The sequence below is a fragment of the Spongiibacter sp. C9W genome, assembly GCF_057370015.1.
The window spans coordinates 1726526-1745203 of the sequence record NZ_CM170672.1 but is presented as its reverse complement, the minus strand read 5'-3'; the positions used below and the strand labels follow the sequence as shown (position 1 = coordinate 1745203).

Below are 18678 nucleotides of genomic sequence, written 5' to 3'. Positions count from 1 at the left end.
GAAGGTGGTGTTGCTGAGGTTTGCGAGGGTGGTTTCAAGGTGCTTTTGAGGCGGTTTAAAAACTTTTTCAAAAAGCGGTTGACTCTACCAGGGGCGGCTCTATAATGCGCTCCCTCGCTTACGGAGACGGGCTTTCAGCTGAGGTTGGAAGTGCTGGTTGAAGAGGTAAGCGAAACGGCAAAACGGCTTTTGAAAACGCTTTAAAAACTTTTCAAAAAACGCTTGCCAAACAGGACGAAGTATTTATAATACGCGTCCTCGCTTCGGGGATAACTTGAAGCGAATATCAAAGCCCTGGCGGTTTTGAGTTATTTAAAAAGATGAGATCAAGTAATTCGTGTGGGTACTTGTTGATGGATATTGCGACATTAAATATTCAGAGATAAGTAACTCGACAATTCAAATTTTGAAGAATCGATTAACACGTCTCTGAGCCGAGATTTTAGATGGTAAAGCAGGTTTTGCGTAACCATCTCATCATGCCTTTGGCTGATGTAAAAGATTGAACTGAAGAGTTTGATCATGGCTCAGATTGAACGCTGGCGGCAGGCCTAACACATGCAAGTCGAACGCGAAAGCACTTCGGTGTGAGTAGAGTGGCGGACGGGTGAGTAACGCGTGGGAATCTACCTAGTAGTGGAGGATAACTCGGGGAAACTCGAGCTAATACTGCATACGCCCTACGGGGGAAAGCGGGGGATCTTCGGACCTCGCGCTATTGGATGAGCCCGCGTTAGATTAGCTTGTTGGTGAGGTAATGGCTCACCAAGGCGACGATCTATAGCTGGTCTGAGAGGATGATCAGCCACATTGGGACTGAGACACGGCCCAAACTCCTACGGGAGGCAGCAGTGGTGGGGAATATTGCGCAATGGGCGAAAGCCTGACGCAGCCATGCCGCGTGTGTGAAGAAGGCCTTCGGGTTGTAAAGCACTTTCAATAGGGAGGAAAGGTTGTAGCTTAATACGTTGCAACTGTGACGTTACCTATAGAAGAAGCACCGGCTAACTCCGTGCCAGCAGCCGCGGTAATACGGAGGGTGCGAGCGTTAATCGGAATTACTGGGCGTAAAGCGCGCGTAGGCGGCTTCGTCAGTCAGATGTGAAAGCCCCGGGCTCAACCTGGGAACTGCATTTGATACTGCGGAGCTAGAGTATGGTAGAGGATAGTGGAATTCCAGGTGTAGCGGTGAAATGCGTAGATATCTGGAGGAACATCAGTGGCGAAGGCGACTGTCTGGACCAATACTGACGCTGAGGTGCGAAAGCGTGGGGAGCAAACAGGATTAGATACCCTGGTAGTCCACGCCGTAAACGATGTCTACTAGCCGTTGGGGAACTTGATTCTTTAGTGGCGCGCAGCTAACGCACTAAGTAGACCGCCTGGGGAGTACGGCCGCAAGGTTAAAACTCAAATGAATTGACGGGGCCCGCACAAGCGGTGGAGCATGTGGTTTAATTCGATGCAACGCGAAGAACCTTACCAGGTCTTGACATCCTGCGAATTTTCTAGAGATAGATTAGTGCCTTCGGGAACGCAGTGACAGGTGCTGCATGGCTGTCGTCAGCTCGTGTCGTGAGATGTTGGGTTAAGTCCCGTAACGAGCGCAACCCTTGTCCTTAGTTGCCATCAGGTAATGCTGGGAACTCTAAGGAGACTGCCGGTGACAAACCGGAGGAAGGTGGGGACGACGTCAAGTCATCATGGCCCTTACGACCTGGGCTACACACGTGCTACAATGGGCGGTACAGAGGGCTGCAAACTCGCGAGAGCAAGCCAATCCCTTAAAACCGTTCGTAGTCCGGATTGGAGTCTGCAACTCGACTCCATGAAGTCGGAATCGCTAGTAATCGCGAATCAGAATGTCGCGGTGAATACGTTCCCGGGCCTTGTACACACCGCCCGTCACACCATGGGAGTGGATTGCACCAGAAGTGGATAGTCTAACCTTCGGGAGGACGTTCACCACGGTGTGGTTCATGACTGGGGTGAAGTCGTAACAAGGTAGCCCTAGGGGAACCTGGGGCTGGATCACCTCCTTAACTTGAGCGCAAGAAGTTGGCAAGTGCTCACACGAATTACTTAGATCTCAATTGATTGAAAGCGATAATTTCACGGGCCACTGGGTTACGTGATAAAGCCCTCTGCATGAGAATGCAGAATTGCTTGATTCAGCTGTTGGTTGGCTGGATATGCAAGATTGGGTCTGTAGCTCAGGTGGTTAGAGCGCACCCCTGATAAGGGTGAGGTCGGAGGTTCAAGTCCTCCCAGACCCACCACTATCTCGCGGCAGTTACTGAAAAGTAAGCGGGGTAGAGTTGGGCATTGACATGGGGCTATAGCTCAGCTGGGAGGCGCCTGCCTTGCACGCAGGAGGTCTGCGGTTCGATCCCGCATAGCTCCACCACTTCCCGCTTTGGGGAGGGTGACCAGATTATCGCCAAGAAGTCAGAAAGAAAAGCTTTTGCATGTATGTGAAGAGTTTTTGTTTCTGGTTTTTACAATCAGATGTTCTTTAACAAGGTAAATAAGCTGAAATAAAACACTGTTTTCTCAAGTGTTGTAATAATCCGGCGAAAACTGATTACGCAGCAAGTCGCGTGTAATCAGATAGCAGTTTCTTGATGATATAACGATGGCTAGTCTATTTGCTTATATGGTCAAGCGACTAAGCGCATACGGTGGATGCCTTGGCAATTGGAGGCGATGAAGGACGTTGGAGCCTGCGAAAAGCTCTGGGGAGGTGGCAACCAACCTTTGATCCAGAGATGTCCGAATGGGGAAACCCACCTAGCATAAGCTAGGTATCTCTTGACTGAATACATAGGTCTTGAGAGGCGAACCAGGGGAACTGAAACATCTAAGTACCCTGAGGAAAAGAAATCAACCGAGATTCTCTTAGTAGCGGCGAGCGAACGGGGATCAGCCTGCAAGTGATAGCTTGTGTGTTAGTGGAACGGTCTGGAAAGTCCGGCGATACAGGGTGATAGCCCCGTACACGAAAACGCACTTGTGGTACTAAGCTTGCGATAAGTAGGTCGGGACACGTGTTATCTTGACTGAAGATAGGGGGACCATCCTCTAAGGCTAAATACTACCAATTGACCGATAGTGAACCAGTACCGTGAGGGAAAGGCGAAAAGAACCCCGGAGAGGGGAGTGAAATAGATCCTGAAACCGTATGCGTACAAGCAGTAGGAGCAGACTTGTTCTGTGACTGCGTACCTTTTGTATAATGGGTCAGCGACTTAATGTCAGTAGCGAGCTTAACCGTTTAGGGGAGGCGTAGGGAAACCGAGTCTTAATAGGGCGAATTAGTTGCTGGCATTAGACCCGAAACCCGGTGATCTATCCATGGCCAGGTTGAAGATGCCGTAACAGGCATTGGAGGACCGAACCCACAAATGTTGAAAAATTTGGGGATGAGCTGTGGATCGGAGTGAAAGGCTAATCAAACCGGGAGATAGCTGGTTCTCCTCGAAATCTATTTAGGTAGAGCGTCATGTCTTACCCGCGGGGGTAGAGCACTGTTTGGGCTAGGGGGTCATCCCGACTTACCAACCCCATGCAAACTCCGAATACCGCGGAGTGCAATCATGGCAGACAGACGGCGGGTGCTAACGTCCGTCGTCAAGAGGGAAACAACCCAGACCGCCAGCTAAGGTCCCAAATCTACGTTAAGTGGGAAACGATGTGGGAAGGCTCAGACAGCTAGGAGGTTGGCTTAGAAGCAGCCATCCTTTAAAGAAAGCGTAATAGCTCACTAGTCGAGTCGGCCTGCGCGGAAGATGTAACGGGGCTAAACGTAGAACCGAAGCTGCGGATGCACTATGTGCATGGTAGAGGAGCGTTCTGTACGCCTGCGAAGGTGAGTCGAGAGGCTTGCTGGAGGTATCAGAAGTGCGAATGCTGACATGAGTAACGACAAAGGGGGTGAAAAACCCCCTCGCCGGAAGACCAAGGTTTCCTGCCCCATGCTAATCAGGGCAGGGTTAGTCGGCCCCTAAGGTGAGGCTGAAAAGCGTAATCGATGGGAAACGGGTTAATATTCCCGTACTTGTTATAACTGCGATGGAGGGACGGAGTAGGCTAGGCGATCGCGGCGTTGGTTGTCCGCGTTTAAGCTAGTAGGCTGAGGACTTAGGCAAATCCGGGTCCTTAAGGCTGAGAGGTGATGACGAGCTCTCTTTTGAGCGAAGTCGTTGATGCCATGCTTCCAAGAAAATCTTCTAAGCTTCAGGTTATAACGAACCGTACCCCAAACCGACACAGGTGGTCAGGTAGAGAATACCAAGGCGCTTGAGAGAACTCGGGTGAAGGAACTAGGCAAAATGGTACCGTAACTTCGGGAGAAGGTACGCCGGTTTTGGTGATGGGACTTGCTCCCTAAGCTGAGGCTGGCCGAAGTGACCAGGTGGCTGCGACTGTTTATCAAAAACATAGCACTCTGCAAACACGAAAGTGGACGTATAGGGTGTGACGCCTGCCCGGTGCCGGAAGGTTAATTGATGGGGTTAGCGTAAGCGAAGCTCTTGATCGAAGCCCCGGTAAACGGCGGCCGTAACTATAACGGTCCTAAGGTAGCGAAATTCCTTGTCGGGTAAGTTCCGACCTGCACGAATGGCGTAACGATGGCCACGCTGTCTCCACCCGAGACTCAGTGAAATTGAAATTGCGGTTAAGATGCCGTATACCCGCGGCTAGACGGAAAGACCCCGTGAACCTTTACTATAGCTTCACAGTGGACTCTGATATTACTTGTGTAGGATAGCTGGGAGGCTTTGAAACCTAGGCGCTAGCTTAGGTGGAGCCAATCTTGAAATACCAGCCTGGTACTATTGGGGTTCTAACTCTGGACCATTATCTGGTTCGAGGACATTGTGTGGTGGGTAGTTTGACTGGGGCGGTCTCCTCCCAAAGTGTAACGGAGGAGCACGAAGGTGCGCTAATCACGGTCGGAAATCGTGAGGTTAGTGTAATGGCACAAGCGCGCTTAACTGCGAGACTGACAAGTCGAGCAGGTACGAAAGTAGGTCATAGTGATCCGGTGGTTCTGTATGGAAGGGCCATCGCTCAACGGATAAAAGGTACTCCGGGGATAACAGGCTGATACCGCCCAAGAGTTCACATCGACGGCGGTGTTTGGCACCTCGATGTCGGCTCATCACATCCTGGGGCTGAAGCCGGTCCCAAGGGTATGGCTGTTCGCCATTTAAAGTGGTACGCGAGCTGGGTTCAGAACGTCGTGAGACAGTTCGGTCCCTATCTGCCGTGGGCGTTGGAGATTTGAGGAAAGCTGCTTCTAGTACGAGAGGACCGAAGTGGACGAACCTCTGGTGTTCGGGTTGTGATGCCAATCGCATTGCCCGGTAGCTATGTTCGGACGGGATAACCGCTGAAAGCATCTAAGCGGGAAGCCTCTTCCAAGATAAGATCTCCCTGGGAACTTGATTCCCCTAAAGAGCCGTTCAAGACCAGGACGTTGATAGGCAGGGTGTGTAAGCGTTGTGAGGCGTTGAGCTAACCTGTACTAATTGCTCGTGAGGCTTGACCATATAATCAAGTGGTTTAGCCATCGAAAGAAATCAAGAAACTGCAGCGGATTGTTGCAACCCTGGAAACAGGATGAGAAAACAGTATTCAGCTTATTTACCGCCCTATTTGTGATTGTGAGAGCATGTCAACGTGACAGTCAGACTCGAAGCAACACAAGCCAGTTTGCCTGGCGACCATAGAGACATGGAACCACCTGACCCATCCCGAACTCAGAAGTGAAACGTGTCATCGCCGATGGTAGTGTGGGGATTCCCCATGTGAGAGTAGGTCATCGCCAGGCTTCTAAATAAAACACCCCGGTCAGCATTAGCTGTCCGGGGTTTTTTATTTAGGATGCGAGGAACTTCTGCCACTAAATATTGGGCCCATGTGACAACGCGATGTTCCGCAGGAACCGCGTTGGACGCCGCAACGCAGTGGAGGCGCCCGAAGGGCCAGAGGCGCCGCCTCTGGTCAAAGTAGGTCATGGCCAAAGCACTCGCTACGCTCGCGGGGCAGGCCCTCGCCAGGCTTCTAAACTAATGGCCAAAACACTCCCATTGGTCGCGGGCCACACTGAGTGCCCCAGCCGAGTTCGGTTGGGGCACTTTGCTATGTGGCTAGAAAAAATTGGGCAACTGGCGCTGACCGACGGCAATGACTCGCGCTTGTAGCGCTCGCCCTACGGGCAGCCTGCGGCTGTCCAAACCTGTTGCACAGGTTTGTCGCCAGGCTTCTAGATAAAAAACCCGAGGTTCATCTGAGTCTCGGGTTTTTTTATGGGGCTCTGGAAGTGGTGTCTACTAGGTGCGAATCTGCAGTCCCGCTCCTGTGGTCAGGGCCGCATTGAGCTGGTAAATGAACTGGTATGCAATTGATCGCTTAGCTATCAGGGCGGTTTAAGTGTGCCAAGCTGCGTCAGCTATGCAGGCCTTTGCTGCCTTAGTGGTTCTGGGACTATTAAACCAATTCTTTGTATTAAGGAACGCCGCATTAACGCAGGGAGTCGGTTCCGTCAGTTTATTGAAAAATTTTGCTATGATCGGCTCTCGGTTGCGCGAGGGGATAGGCGTTGAGCACAGAAAAGATACTCCAGGTTTTAGCGGATGGTGAGTTTCACTCGGGTGAAGAGCTTGGAACGGCGTTGGGCGTTAGCCGCGCTGCCGTTTGGAAGCAGCTTCAGAAGCTTGAGGCGCTAAATATTGAGCTGGAGTCTCAGAAAGGCCGCGGCTACCGCATTGTTGGGGGCTTGGACCTGCTGTCACGGGAGGCGGTGCTGGCTTCTAGCGGGGAAGCATCAAAGCCGTTTGTCGAGTCCATGGATATTTTTAATGAGCTGGCGTCAACCAATGAAGTCGCGTTAGCAAAGATTGCTGAAGGCGATGCGCATGGATATTGCTGTACGGCTGAGTTGCAACGCTCCGGAAGGGGGCGGCGGGGCCGGCAGTGGGTGAGCCCGTTTGCTAGAAACCTCTATTTCTCTATGGTTTGGCAGTTTCATTCTGGTGCGTCGGCGCTAGAAGGTTTGAGCCTTTGTATTGGTGTGGCCGTTGCGCGTGCATTGAATAGAGCCGGGGTAGATGGCGTCGCGCTGAAATGGCCCAACGATATTTTGCTCGACGGCCGAAAGCTTGCCGGCATCTTGCTGGAGATGCAGGGCGATCCGGCCGGGCTCTGTCAGGTGGTTATTGGTGTTGGGGTGAATGTAAAAATGGCCGGTGCGGACACATCAGGTATTCAGCAGCCCTGGGCGGATCTGGGGGCTACGACATCGCTGACGATAGGAATTGCTTGTTGTCTCTATTAATTGACGCTTTAGTTGATGTGCTCACGCAATATAGTCGCGGCGGCTTTGCACTGTACCGAGACGAATGGCAGAGCCTCGATGCTTACCGAGGGCAAGAGGTTATGGTGCAACTCGGTGATACCTGGGTGAGTGGTGTGGCAGAGGGTGTCGATCAAGGTGGTGGGCTGCTGCTACGTACCGACACGGGCACCCGCGTATTCAATGGCGGTGAGGTCAGTTTGAGGAGCTTGCCCTGATGTCTGCTGTGGTATTGGAGCTTGATATCGGTAACAGCTCTGCGAAGTGGCGGGTGTTAGCGCCAGAGCGCTTGGCTGGTGGGCGTATAGTGTTGACTGATAGCGCCTTGCGCATGTTGCTGGACGAGCACCAAATCTCTGCAATTCGAGTCGGCTCGGTGGCCGGTCAGGCTATTGAGGATATGGTGTCCGCCGTTGCCAGGAGCCTTGGCATACCGTGCTACTTTGCGCGCAGCCAACCCATTAGCGGTGGTTTAACGAATAGCTACCAAGACCCTTCGAAGATGGGCGTTGATCGTTGGCTGGCGATGCTGGCAGCTTGGCGCTTAGTGCAGAGTGAGGTCGTTGTGGTGGATGCAGGCACCGCCCTCACTATCGATCTGATTGACCGAAATGGCTGTCATTCAGGTGGCTATATCTTACCGGGGCGAAAGTTGATCCTTGAATCGCTAACGGGCAGCACGGAGAGGGTGCGCTATGAAGGGGTGCCCGACCCGTCGATCGCTCCCGGTGTGACAACAGCGGAATGCGTTGAGCACGGTAGCTGGCTTTCCCTGTTGTCTGCCGTTCGAGGCGTCGTTGCGGATTGTTGCCAACTCAGTGGAGGTGTGCCCCGCGTTGTGCTTACTGGAGGTGATGCGCCTAGCTTGATGCGACTCGCTGGTGAATGCGACTGGCAGCTGAAAGAAGAGTTGGTATTAGACGGCTTGGCGCTTGCCTTGGCTGATGGGGAGGCTGAGGGATGAGGGCCTTGCTGTTGGCGCTGATTATGCTGAACGCAGGCTTATACCTCTGGCAGCGGTACGATAGCGGTTATCAGGAAGTCAGTGAGGCGATGGCAATGCCCGCCGTAAAGGGCAATATCGTTCTATTGTCTGAGCGGGCGGCTGCGCCGGAGGTCTCGGGTGGGGTGCGCGACCCAGAGCCGGCGGCGGTGTCCAGCATACATACTGACCTGGCGCTGCCTCAGAATGCTGTTACGCCGACTGCGCCATTAGAGTGCTGGCTACTGGGGCCTTTACCACCGTGAGTGGGGGTGATTTGCCTGTCGGGCTTGAGTGGCGCCGCGAGGAATATGAGCGTGATGCCGACTACTGGGTCTACCTTGGGCCATACGCTGATGTGGCGGCGGCCAGCGCGATAAGCCGGGAGCTAAAACGTAAGGGTATCGATAGCTATGTAATACGCCGTGGCGAACTAAATAAAGCAGTATCTCTGGGGGTGTTTAGCGACGCAAGACGCGCAGAAAAACATCAGCAGCGCATGCAGGCTAGGGGCTATGGAGCGGATATCCGCAAAATATCAAAATTTGCTCAGCGCCTCTGGCTGGTATTAAAAGCCGAGTCGGATAGTGGAAATTATCGCTCTGGCATTGCCTATTTGCAGGTGTTGGCCGGAGAAGGGCAAACAGTAGAGAAAAAAAGCTGCAATCGCATTGCGTCTTACAAAGAGTTCGACTAGAATGCCGCCCTCGTTCGAAAGCGACGTGCTAGAAATGTGCTGGCGTAGCTCAGTTGGTAGAGCAGCTGACTTGTAATCAGCCGGTCGGGGGTTCGACTCCTCTCGCCAGCTCCACTTTTCTAAGCGCTGTAGAGTTCATAGCTTGCAATATAAATAATTGACAAGTTATTGCTGCATAAGCAGAATGTTTCGCTCTTTCGAGGTGGGGTTCCCGAGTGGCCAAAGGGATCAGACTGTAAATCTGACGCGCAAGCTTCGGTGGTTCGAATCCACCCCCCACCACCATTATTTAGATGTACCAGCGGAAGGTTTTTCAGCGGGTATAGTTCAATGGTAGAACCTCAGCCTTCCAAGCTGATGGTGCGGGTTCGATTCCCGCTACCCGCTCCAGTTTTGCGCTGGCTGATGTGAAAAGGTTAGCGGTGCTCATATAGCTCAGTCGGTAGAGCACTTCCTTGGTAAGGAAGAGGTCACCGGTTCAAGTCCGGTTATGAGCTCCAATTTTTGGCGACAAAAGCCCGGGGTGGTTTTTGTCTTTTTGTAGTGACTTGACGAAAAGGTCCGCTAGGAGGCTGTCGCAATGGCGAAGGAAAAATTTGAACGTAGTAAGCCCCACGTCAACGTGGGCACCATCGGTCACGTTGACCATGGTAAAACGACTCTGACTGCAGCGCTGACGCGCGTTTGTGCAGAAGTCTTCGGCGGTGAAGCCGTTGCATTCGACGGTATCGATAATGCGCCTGAAGAGCGTGAGCGTGGTATTACCATCGCTACCTCTCACGTAGAGTACGATTCAGACATTCGTCACTACGCACACGTCGACTGCCCAGGGCACGCTGACTACGTTAAAAACATGATCACTGGTGCCGCTCAGATGGACGGCGCGATCCTGGTATGTGGTGCGACTGACGGCCCAATGCCTCAGACTCGCGAGCACATCCTGCTGTCTCGTCAGGTTGGCGTACCCTACATCGTTGTCTTCCTGAACAAAGCCGACTTGCTGGCTGAAGACTGTGGCGGCGTAGGCAGCGAAGAGTACAACGAAATGCTCGAGCTGGTTGAAATGGAACTGCGTGAGCTGCTCGACACTTACGACTTCCCAGGCGACGACACGCCAATCATCGCGGGTTCTGCCCTGATGGCACTGAACGGCGAAGACGACAACGAGCTGGGCACATCTGCTGTTGCCAAGCTGGTTAAAGCTCTGGATGAGTACATTCCTGAGCCCGAGCGAGCTATCGATCAGCCGTTCCTGATGCCAATCGAAGACGTATTCTCGATCTCTGGTCGCGGTACTGTTGTAACTGGTCGTATCGAGCGCGGCATCCTGAACACTGGCGACGAAATCGAAATCGTTGGTATCAAAGACACCACCAAGACTACCTGTACTGGTGTTGAAATGTTCCGCAAGCTGCTCGACGAAGGTCGTGCTGGTGAGAACGTTGGTGTTCTGCTGCGTGGTACTAAGCGTGACGAAGTTGAGCGTGGCCAAGTATTGGCTAAGCCTGGTTCAATCACTCCGCACACTCGCTTCGAAGCCGAAGTGTACGTACTGAGCAAAGATGAAGGTGGTCGTCACACGCCATTCTTCAAAGGCTACCGTCCACAGTTCTACTTCCGTACCACAGACGTAACCGGTGCGTGTGAGCTGCCAGAAGGTACAGAAATGGTAATGCCTGGCGACAACGTGAAAATGGACGTGACATTGATTGCGCCTATCGCGATGGAAGAAGGTCTGCGTTTTGCAATCCGTGAAGGTGGCCGTACTGTCGGCGCCGGCGTGGTAGCGAAAATCGTAGAGTAAAGAGTAAATGCCGGCCTTGGGTCGGCGTTTGTAGGCCAGTAGTTCAATTGGTAGAGCACCGGTCTCCAAAACCGGCTGTTGGGGGTTCGAGTCCCTCCTGGCCTGCCACTTACGCTGACACCGCTTCGCGCATGCGAAGTGGTGTTTTGCGCTTAGCAAAAAGGATACGGTCACAAGATGGTAGCGAAGGCAGAAGACGAAAGTCGCCTTGATGGCTTGAAGTGGGTAGTTGTAACCCTGCTGGTTGCCGCAGGTGTTGGCGGCAATATGTACTTCTCCGATGAGTCATTGCTGTATCGCGTAATTGCGTTGCTGGTGCTGGCAGTCGTTGCCGGCTTTGTCGCTGCGCAAACCAGCCGCGGGGCAGCATTTTTTGACCTGCTGAAAGGCGCTCGCAACGAGATTCGCAAAGTTGTTTGGCCGACCCGCCAAGAAGGCACGCAAACGACGTTAATCGTTGTTGCGTTTGTGATTGTGGCGGCACTGATTTTGTGGGGGCTCGATACCCTGCTCGGTTGGTTGGCCTCGTTGGTAATAGGCTGAGGGCTAGATTATGGCTAAACGTTGGTATGTAGTTCACGCCTATTCCGGCTACGAAAAAAAGGTAGCGTCTGCGCTGAAAGAGCGCATTGAGCTATCGGGCTTTGAAGACCGTTTTGGAGAAGTGCTTGTTCCCACTGAAGAAGTGGTTGAGATGCGCGGCGGTCAAAAGCGCAAGAGCGAGCGCAAGTTCTTCCCCGGTTACGTTTTGATTGAAATGGAACTGGATGACGACACATGGCACTTGGTGAAAGAGACACCTCGTGTCATGGGCTTTATAGGCGGTAAGGCGGATAAGCCTGCGCCGATTACGCAGAAAGAAGCAGACGCAATCCTGCAGCGCGTAGAAAGCGGTGATAAACCCAAGCCCAAAACCTTGTTCGAGCCAGGTGAAATGGTTCGTGTCATTGATGGCCCCTTTAATGACTTTAATGGGGTTGTTGAAGAGGTGAATTACGAGAAAAACCGTCTGCATGTGGCGGTACTGATTTTCGGTCGTTCTACGCCCGTCGAATTAGATTTCGGCCAAGTAGAAAAGACCTAAGCACAACCTGCGTATTACGCAGGTTTTGAAAGTAACGGGGAGCCGTTGACAGGCCGCGAGGCCCAGAGGCGTTAATACCCAAAAGGAGAAAACAATGGCTAAGAAAGTCCAGGCTTATATCAAGCTTCAAGTGCCCGCAGGCGGCGCTAACCCAAGTCCCCCGGTTGGTCCTGCGCTGGGTCAGCACGGCGTTAACATCATGGAATTTTGTAAGGCGTTCAATGCTCAAACTCAGAGCATGGAAAACGGTATGCCAATTCCTGTTGTTATTACTGTGTACGCTGACCGCAGCTTCACTTTCACAACCAAGACGCCGCCAGCATCATTCTTGCTGAAGAAAGCAGCGGGTGTGAAAAGTGGCTCAGGCACTCCGAACACGAAAAAAGTCGGCAAGGTTAACCGTGCCCAGCTGGAAGAAATTGCAACAATGAAGATGCCAGACCTTACTGCGGCAGATATGGATGCCGCTGTGCGCACCATCGCCGGAAGTGCACGTGCTGCCGGTATCGAAGTGGAGGGTGTGTAAATGGCTAAGTTGAGCAAGCGCCAAAAGGCAATCCGTGAAAAAGTTGTTGCTGGCAAGCAATACGGCATCGAAGAAGCGGTTTCGCTGCTGAAAGAAGTTTCTAGCGTTAAATTCAGCGAGGCTGTTGACGTTGCAATCAACCTGGGTGTTGATGCGCGTAAATCAGACCAAGCGGTTCGCGGTGCAACGACACTGCCAAACGGCACTGGTAAAGACGTTCGCGTCGCCGTGTTTACTCAGGGTGAAAACGCTGAAAAAGCAAAGGCTGCTGGCGCAGATTTTGTTGGCATGGAAGAGCTCGCCGAGCAGGTTAAAGGCGGCATGATGGACTTCGACGTTGTCGTCGCGTCACCTGATGCAATGCGCGTAGTGGGTCAGTTGGGCCAGGTTCTGGGTCCCCGTGGCCTGATGCCTAACCCCAAGACCGGCACAGTAACACCCGATGTTGAAACTGCCGTTAAGAACGCGAAAGCGGGTCAGGTTCGCTACCGCACAGACAAAAATGGCATCGTTCACGGCGCTATCGGTAGCATCAAGTTCGACGCTGCTGCGCTTCAGGAAAACCTGGAAGCATTGCTGGCTGACCTTAAGAAAGCTAAGCCTGCGTCTGCAAAAGGTGTTTACCTGAAGAAGATTACGCTTTCTTCTACGATGGGCCCCGGTCTGGTTATCGACCAGAGCAGCTTGTCTGTAGCGAAGTAATCAATAACAGAATTCGGGCTTCGGCCCGGCGCTGGCGTTATGCCGGCAAGACTTTGTGGTCTTTGACAATCGACCTACTGTGTCAAAAGACAAAGACCATCAAAGACCGTAGGTGAGCCGAGGTGTCGTAAGGCATCGACGCTCTTAATAGGTGTGCTGCATGCAGCGTTACCGGCACCGGCCTACGCAGATGGTGGATCGGATTTGTTCACCACATGAACGGCAGCGAGCCTAGGCAAGCTGTCTACGGTAAGTAACTGACAAATCCAGGAGTTATCCAAGTGGCATTAAGACTCGAAGACAAGAAAGCGATAGTTGCTGATGTTAACGAGACTGCCGCGAGTGCACTGTCATTGGTTATTGCTGACGCCCGTGGGTGTTCAGTAGCCGAAATGACTGAGCTCCGTAAGCAGGCGCGGGATTCTCAGGTTGATTTGCGTGTAGTGCGCAACACCCTGGCGAAAATTGCGTTGAAAGGAACGGAATTCGAGTGCGCAGAAGAGGCCTTCAAAGGTCCCTCTCTGTTGGCATTTTCGATGGAAGATCCAGGTGCTGCGGCGCGTATCTTCAAAGATTTCGCTAAAGAAAACGAAAACTTTGAAGTGAAAGCACTGGCGGTCAGTGGCCAGCTAATGGGTTCGGAACAGTTGGATGTATTGGCGAAACTGCCGACGCGCGATCAGGCTCTGTCTATGTTGATGAGTGTGATGTTGGCGCCGGCGACCAAGCTGGTACAGACAATGAACGAAGTCCCAGGAAAGCTGGTACGTACATTGGCTGCAGTTCGCGATCAGAAAGAAGCTGCTTAATCGCAGCTTAGTTAACGATTAATTTTTTCACAATTTGATACAGTAGGGAGTTGAAAATGGCTCTGTCTAAAGACGATATCCTCAATGCAATCGCTGAAATGAGCGTTATGGAAGTGGTTGAACTCATCGAAGCAATGGAAGAGAAGTTTGGCGTAACTGCCGCTGCTGCCGTTGCTGCTGCTCCTGCAGCCGCTGCTGAAGGTGGCGCTGCTGCCGCTGAGCAGACTGAGTTCGACGTAGTTCTGACTGGCGCTGGTGACAAGAAAGTAAACGTCATCAAAGCGGTTCGCGCTATCACCGGCTTGGGTCTGAAAGAAGCGAAAGAAATGGTTGACGGTGCTCCATCAACTGTTAAAGAAGGCGCTTCTAAAGACGACGCTGAAGAAGCTAAAAAAGCACTGGAAGAAGCTGGCGCATCTGTCGAGCTTAAGTAAGTTGCTGATAGACCTGTTTACAGGTCGATCTCAAGTGAGGCTGGTGGGTTTATCCCGCCGGCCTTTTGCTGTTTGAGACATTGGGCCGGGGCGATTGTTCTGGTCAGCGGTGGCTTGACCACCGCGCAAACGATGCCAGCGCCGGTTGCGCAGGGGTCAGGTAATGATGCTGGGGAGTACTGATGGCTTACTCGTACACTGAGAAAAAACGTATTCGCAAGGACTTTGGCAAATTGCCACACGTTATGGACGTGCCTTACCTTCTTGCGATTCAGTTAGATTCTTACAAGAAATTTACACAGCAGGGTATTCCCGCTGCTGAGCGCGGCGAGCACGGCTTGCACGCTGCTTTTAAATCAATCTTCCCAATCGTAAGTTATTCCGGCAATGCAGCGTTAGAGTACGTTGACTATGTGCTGGGAGCACCGGCATTCGACGTGAATGAATGCCAGCTGCGCGGGGTGACCTTTTCGGTGCCGTTGCGCGTTAAAGTTCGGCTGATCATCTACGATAAAGATTCAGCGAACAAAAGCATCAAAGACATTAAAGAGCAAGAAGTCTACATGGGGGAGATCCCCCTGATGACGGAGAATGGTACCTTTGTCATCAACGGTACCGAGCGGGTTATTGTTTCCCAGCTGCACCGCTCTCCCGGCGTGTTCTTTGATCACGACCGTGGCAAGACACACTCCTCAGGTAAATTGCTCTACTCAGCGCGAGTGATTCCTTACCGTGGTTCTTGGTTGGACTTTGAATTCGACCCTAAAGACCTGGTGTACGTGCGTATCGACCGCCGCCGTAAGTTGCCGGCAACTATCCTGTTGCGCGCCTTGGGCATGACCGCGGAAGAAATCCTCGAACTGTTCTTTGACGTCAACACATTTAAAGTATCGAAAGACGGCAAATTTACCATCGCACTGATTCCAGAGCGTCTGCGTGGTGAGGTTGCGACCTTTGATATCTGCGGCAAAGATGGCGAAGTTATCGTTGAAACTGGTCGCCGTATTACCGCGCGTCATATTCGCCAGTTGGAAAAATCCAAGCTGAAAGAGCTGGAAGTGCCCGTTGAATACCTGGTAGGCCGCGCATTGGCGAAAGATGTGGTGGACACCAAGACCGGTGAGGTGTTGTACCCCTGTAACGCCGAAATCACACTGGAGATGGTTGAAAAACTGCAGGAGTCCGGTGTTTCAGAAATTGAGACCCTGTACACCAATGAGCTGGACTGCGGTCCGTTCATCAGCGATACCCTGCGCACTGACCCAACCAATTCAGAGCTGGAAGCACTGGTAGAAATCTACCGCATGATGCGTCCCGGTGAGCCGCCGACCAAAGACTCTGCTGAGAACCTGTTCCAGAACCTGTTCTTCTCAGCTGAGCGTTACGACCTGTCCGCTGTCGGTCGCATGAAGTTCAACCGCCGTTTGGGCCGCGAGGAAATCACCGGCGCAGGCACGCTGGATAAAGACGACATTGTCGCCGTACTGAAGACCCTCGTTGACATCCGTAACGGTAAAGGTGTCGTCGATGATATCGATCACCTGGGTAACCGCCGTATCCGTTCGGTTGGTGAAATGGCAGAGAACCAGTTCCGCGTGGGCTTGGTTCGTGTAGAGCGCGCAGTAAAAGAGCGCTTGTCTATGGCGGAAAGCGAAGGCTTGATGCCCCAGGATCTGATCAATGCCAAGCCCGTTGCAGCGGCCGTTAAAGAGTTTTTTGGTTCGTCGCAGCTGTCTCAGTTTATGGATCAGAACAACCCATTGTCTGAGATCACCCACAAGCGTCGTGTGTCGGCACTTGGGCCCGGTGGTCTGACGCGTGAGCGCGCAGGCTTTGAGGTTCGCGACGTTCACCCAACGCACTACGGCCGGGTTTGTCCTATCGAGACGCCTGAAGGGCCAAACATCGGTTTGATTAACTCGCTGGCAACTTACGCCCGAACGAACGAGTACGGCTTCCTCGAAAGCCCCTACCGTAAAGTGGTTGACGGCAAAGTCAGTGAAGAAATCGAGTACTTGTCTGCGATCAACGAAGCGGAGCAGGTTATCGCTCAGGCGTCGGCAGCAATGAACGACAAAGGTGAGCTGACCGATGAGATGGTAGCGGTTCGTCACATGAACGAATTCACCGTTATGCCGCCGGAAAAAGTTACCTACATGGATGTCTCTCCAAAGCAGGTGGTTTCGGTTGCTGCGTCGTTGATTCCGTTCCTGGAACACGATGATGCGAACCGGGCATTGATGGGCTCGAACATGCAGCGCCAGGCAGTGCCGACTTTGAAGGCAGACAAACCACTTGTCGGTACAGGTTTTGAGCGCTATGTAGCGTCTGACTCCGGTGTTTGTGTTGTTGCCCGCCGCGGCGGTGTTATCGACAGCGTGGACTCTTCGCGCATCGTTGTACGTGTTAACAACGACGAAGTGCAGTCAGGTCAGCCGCCGGTTGATATCTACAACCTGACTAAATACACCCGTTCTAACCAGAACACCTGCATCAACCAGCGTCCTATCGTTCGCGAAGGTGATGATGTCGTGCGCGGTGATATCCTTGCAGATGGCCCCTCAGTAGACCTGGGTGAGCTGGCTCTGGGTCAGAACATGCGCATCGCATTCATGCCTTGGAATGGTTACAACTTCGAGGATTCTATCCTCGTTTCAGAGCGCGTGGTGAAAGAGGATCGTTTCACAACGATTCACATTCAAGAGCTGACGTGTATTGCGCGTGACACCAAGCTGGGCCCCGAAGAGATTTCCTCGGATATCCCGAACGTCGGTGAAGGTGCACTGGCGAATTTGGATGAGTCCGGCATCGTTTACATCGGCGCTGAAGTTGGCCCTGGCGATATTTTGGTGGGTAAAGTTACGCCGAAAGGTGAAACCCAGCTGACGCCAGAAGAAAAGCTGCTGCGTGCGATTTTCGGTGAGAAAGCATCCGACGTAAAAGACACGTCGCTGCGTGTGCCGTCGAGCACGAAAGGCACCGTTATTGATGTTCAGGTCTTCACACGTGATGGTCTGGAAAAAGATAAGCGCGCCCTAGAGATTGAAAAAATGCAGCTCGACCAGTTCCGCAAGGACCTGAACGAGGAATACCGCATTGTTGAAGAAGCGACCTTCGCGCGTTTGCGTAGCTTGCTTGAGGGCCAAAAAGTCCTCAGCGGCCCAGGTCTGAAAAAGAATGACGAGCTGACCAGCGACGTACTCGACGGCCTGAAGAGTGATGACTGGCTGAAGCTGCGCCTGGCAGAAGAGTCAATCAACGCTGCTCTGGAAGATGCCGACAAGCAACTTGGCGAGCACCGCAAGACCTTGGAAGAGCGTTTTGAGGACAAGAAGCGCAAGCTGACAACCGGCGACGACCTGGCTCCTGGCGTACTGAAAATCGTCAAAGTGTATCTTGCTATCAAGCGCCGTATTCAGCCTGGCGACAAAATGGCGGGTCGTCACGGTAACAAGGGTGTTATCTCGGTCATCATGCCCGTAGAGGACATGCCCTTTGATGAAACCGGTGAGCCCGTTGATATCGTTCTCAACCCACTGGGTGTACCGTCGCGGATGAACGTTGGTCAGATCCTTGAAACCCACCTCGGCCTCGCCGCGAAAGGCTTGGGTAATAAGATCGACACCATGCTGCGTGAACAGCGCAAAGTGGCTGAAGTTCGTGAATTCCTTGGCAAAGTCTACAATGACGGTGCGGGTCGAACCGAAGACCTCGACAGCTTTAGCGATGCGCAAATCATGGAAATGGCGAAGAACCTGAAAGGCGGCGTGCCAATGGCAACGCAGGTCTTTGACGGTGCGAATGAAGCTGAGATCAAGAGCCTGCTGACACTGGCTGACTTGCCAGACAGCGGTCAGCTGCGCCTGTGCGACGGCCGTACCGGTATGGAGTTTGATCGTCCGGTAACCGTTGGTTACATGTACATGCTCAAGCTGAACCACTTGGTCGATGACAAAATGCACGCCCGTTCCACCGGTTCGTACAGCCTTGTTACTCAGCAGCCGCTGGGTGGTAAAGCGCAGTTCGGTGGTCAGCGTTTCGGGGAGATGGAGGTCTGGGCACTGGAAGCATACGGTGCTGCCTACACTCTACAAGAGATGCTTACTGTTAAGTCGGATGACGTTAACGGTCGCACCAAGATGTACAAAAACATCGTTGATGGCGACCAGCGCATGGAGCCGGGCATGCCCGAGTCTTTCAATGTACTGGTTAAAGAAATCCGCTCGCTCGGTATTAATATCGAGCTGGATACGGAATAAGCATCAACAACGATTGGCAAG

The 18678-nt window shown here is 52.7% G+C and carries 13 protein-coding genes, 7 tRNA genes and 3 rRNA genes; all 23 read left to right on the top strand.

All coding sequences use genetic code 11. From position 1 onward, the window contains the following. Positions 1–504: 504 nt before the first annotated feature. Positions 505–2042: ribosomal RNA gene (locus AC2Q8J_RS08325) — 16S ribosomal RNA — on the top strand. A gap of 160 nt (positions 2043–2202) precedes the next feature. Further along, positions 2203–2279: transfer RNA gene (locus AC2Q8J_RS08320), tRNA-Ile, on the top strand. A 53-nt stretch (positions 2280–2332) separates the two neighbouring features. Next, positions 2333–2407, top strand: a tRNA-Ala gene (locus tag AC2Q8J_RS08315). Positions 2408–2658: 251 nt separating this feature from the next. Continuing rightward, positions 2659–5555 (top strand): 23S ribosomal RNA (locus AC2Q8J_RS08310). A gap of 166 nt (positions 5556–5721) precedes the next feature. After that, positions 5722–5836, top strand: a 5S ribosomal RNA gene (gene rrf / locus AC2Q8J_RS08305). The 16S, 23S and 5S rRNA genes sit together here with 2 tRNA genes alongside, the layout of an rRNA operon. Before the next feature lie 771 nt (positions 5837–6607). Beyond that, complete coding sequence (locus AC2Q8J_RS08300; protein WP_486452607.1) at positions 6608–7342, top strand: biotin--[acetyl-CoA-carboxylase] ligase; 735 nt, start codon at positions 6608–6610, stop codon at positions 7340–7342. Further along, positions 7330–7578, top strand: a complete 249-nt coding sequence (locus AC2Q8J_RS08295; protein WP_486452606.1) for a hypothetical protein — start codon at positions 7330–7332, stop codon at positions 7576–7578. The genes AC2Q8J_RS08300 and AC2Q8J_RS08295 overlap by 13 nt, the downstream gene beginning before the upstream one ends. Next, positions 7578–8324 carry a type III pantothenate kinase gene (locus AC2Q8J_RS08290; RefSeq protein WP_486452605.1) on the top strand — a complete coding sequence of 249 codons (747 nt, stop codon included), beginning with the start codon at positions 7578–7580 and terminating at the stop codon, positions 8322–8324. Before AC2Q8J_RS08295 ends, AC2Q8J_RS08290 begins: the two co-directional genes overlap by 1 nt. After that, positions 8321–8608: a hypothetical protein gene (locus tag AC2Q8J_RS08285; protein WP_486452604.1), complete on the top strand. Its 288-nt coding sequence runs from the start codon at positions 8321–8323 to the stop codon at positions 8606–8608. Before AC2Q8J_RS08290 ends, AC2Q8J_RS08285 begins: the two co-directional genes overlap by 4 nt. Next, the gene (locus AC2Q8J_RS08280; protein WP_486452603.1) at positions 8605–9039 is read left to right on the top strand and encodes an SPOR domain-containing protein; all 435 of its coding nucleotides are present in this window, start codon (positions 8605–8607) and stop codon (positions 9037–9039) included. Before AC2Q8J_RS08285 ends, AC2Q8J_RS08280 begins: the two co-directional genes overlap by 4 nt. A gap of 38 nt (positions 9040–9077) precedes the next feature. Continuing rightward, a tRNA-Thr gene (locus AC2Q8J_RS08275) sits at positions 9078–9153 on the top strand. Positions 9154–9240: 87 nt separating this feature from the next. After that, a tRNA-Tyr gene (locus AC2Q8J_RS08270) sits at positions 9241–9324 on the top strand. A 31-nt stretch (positions 9325–9355) separates the two neighbouring features. Beyond that, a tRNA-Gly gene (locus AC2Q8J_RS08265) sits at positions 9356–9429 on the top strand. Positions 9430–9463: 34 nt separating this feature from the next. Further along, positions 9464–9539, top strand: a tRNA-Thr gene (locus AC2Q8J_RS08260). 80 nt (positions 9540–9619) lie between these two features. Further along, positions 9620–10843 carry an elongation factor Tu gene (gene tuf / locus AC2Q8J_RS08255; protein WP_486452602.1) on the top strand — a complete coding sequence of 408 codons (1224 nt, stop codon included), beginning with the start codon at positions 9620–9622 and terminating at the stop codon, positions 10841–10843. Between the two features lie 32 nt (positions 10844–10875). Next, positions 10876–10951 (top strand) — tRNA-Trp (locus tag AC2Q8J_RS08250). Between the two features lie 69 nt (positions 10952–11020). Next, on the top strand, positions 11021–11386 hold the full coding sequence (gene secE, locus AC2Q8J_RS08245; RefSeq protein ID WP_204997535.1) for a preprotein translocase subunit SecE: 366 nt from the start codon (positions 11021–11023) through the stop codon (positions 11384–11386). Between the two features lie 10 nt (positions 11387–11396). After that, positions 11397–11927 (top strand): transcription termination/antitermination protein NusG, encoded by a 531-nt coding sequence (gene nusG / locus AC2Q8J_RS08240; protein ID WP_204997534.1) that lies wholly within the window; start codon positions 11397–11399, stop codon positions 11925–11927. A 94-nt stretch (positions 11928–12021) separates the two neighbouring features. Then, positions 12022–12453: a 50S ribosomal protein L11 gene (gene rplK, locus AC2Q8J_RS08235; RefSeq protein WP_027875068.1), complete on the top strand. Its 432-nt coding sequence runs from the start codon at positions 12022–12024 to the stop codon at positions 12451–12453. Next, complete coding sequence (gene rplA / locus AC2Q8J_RS08230; protein ID WP_204997533.1) at positions 12454–13155, top strand: 50S ribosomal protein L1; 702 nt, start codon at positions 12454–12456, stop codon at positions 13153–13155. It abuts the gene before it with no gap. Positions 13156–13436: 281 nt separating this feature from the next. Beyond that, positions 13437–13964, top strand: a complete 528-nt coding sequence (gene rplJ, locus AC2Q8J_RS08225; protein ID WP_204997532.1) for a 50S ribosomal protein L10 — start codon at positions 13437–13439, stop codon at positions 13962–13964. A gap of 56 nt (positions 13965–14020) precedes the next feature. Continuing rightward, the gene (gene rplL, locus AC2Q8J_RS08220) at positions 14021–14398 is read left to right on the top strand and encodes a 50S ribosomal protein L7/L12 (protein WP_204997531.1); all 378 of its coding nucleotides are present in this window, start codon (positions 14021–14023) and stop codon (positions 14396–14398) included. A gap of 182 nt (positions 14399–14580) precedes the next feature. Further along, positions 14581–18657, top strand: a complete 4077-nt coding sequence (rpoB, locus tag AC2Q8J_RS08215; RefSeq protein ID WP_204997530.1) for a DNA-directed RNA polymerase subunit beta — start codon at positions 14581–14583, stop codon at positions 18655–18657. The last annotated feature ends 21 nt before the right edge of the window (positions 18658–18678 follow it).

What these genes read in the sequence shown, in the direction of transcription:
- AC2Q8J_RS08290 (WP_486452605.1), top strand. Translation starts at nt 7,578, where the DNA reads ATGTCTGCTGTGGTATTGGAGCTTGATATCGGTAACAGCTCTGCGAAG.
- AC2Q8J_RS08285 (WP_486452604.1), top strand. Translation starts at nt 8,321, where the DNA reads ATGAGGGCCTTGCTGTTGGCGCTGATTATGCTGAACGCAGGCTTATAC.
- tuf (WP_486452602.1), top strand. Translation starts at nt 9,620, where the DNA reads ATGGCGAAGGAAAAATTTGAACGTAGTAAGCCCCACGTCAACGTGGGC.
- secE (WP_204997535.1), top strand. Translation starts at nt 11,021, where the DNA reads ATGGTAGCGAAGGCAGAAGACGAAAGTCGCCTTGATGGCTTGAAGTGG.
- nusG (WP_204997534.1), top strand. Translation starts at nt 11,397, where the DNA reads ATGGCTAAACGTTGGTATGTAGTTCACGCCTATTCCGGCTACGAAAAA.
- rplK (WP_027875068.1), top strand. Translation starts at nt 12,022, where the DNA reads ATGGCTAAGAAAGTCCAGGCTTATATCAAGCTTCAAGTGCCCGCAGGC.
- rplA (WP_204997533.1), top strand. Translation starts at nt 12,454, where the DNA reads ATGGCTAAGTTGAGCAAGCGCCAAAAGGCAATCCGTGAAAAAGTTGTT.
- rplL (WP_204997531.1), top strand. Translation starts at nt 14,021, where the DNA reads ATGGCTCTGTCTAAAGACGATATCCTCAATGCAATCGCTGAAATGAGC.
- rpoB (WP_204997530.1), top strand. Translation starts at nt 14,581, where the DNA reads ATGGCTTACTCGTACACTGAGAAAAAACGTATTCGCAAGGACTTTGGC.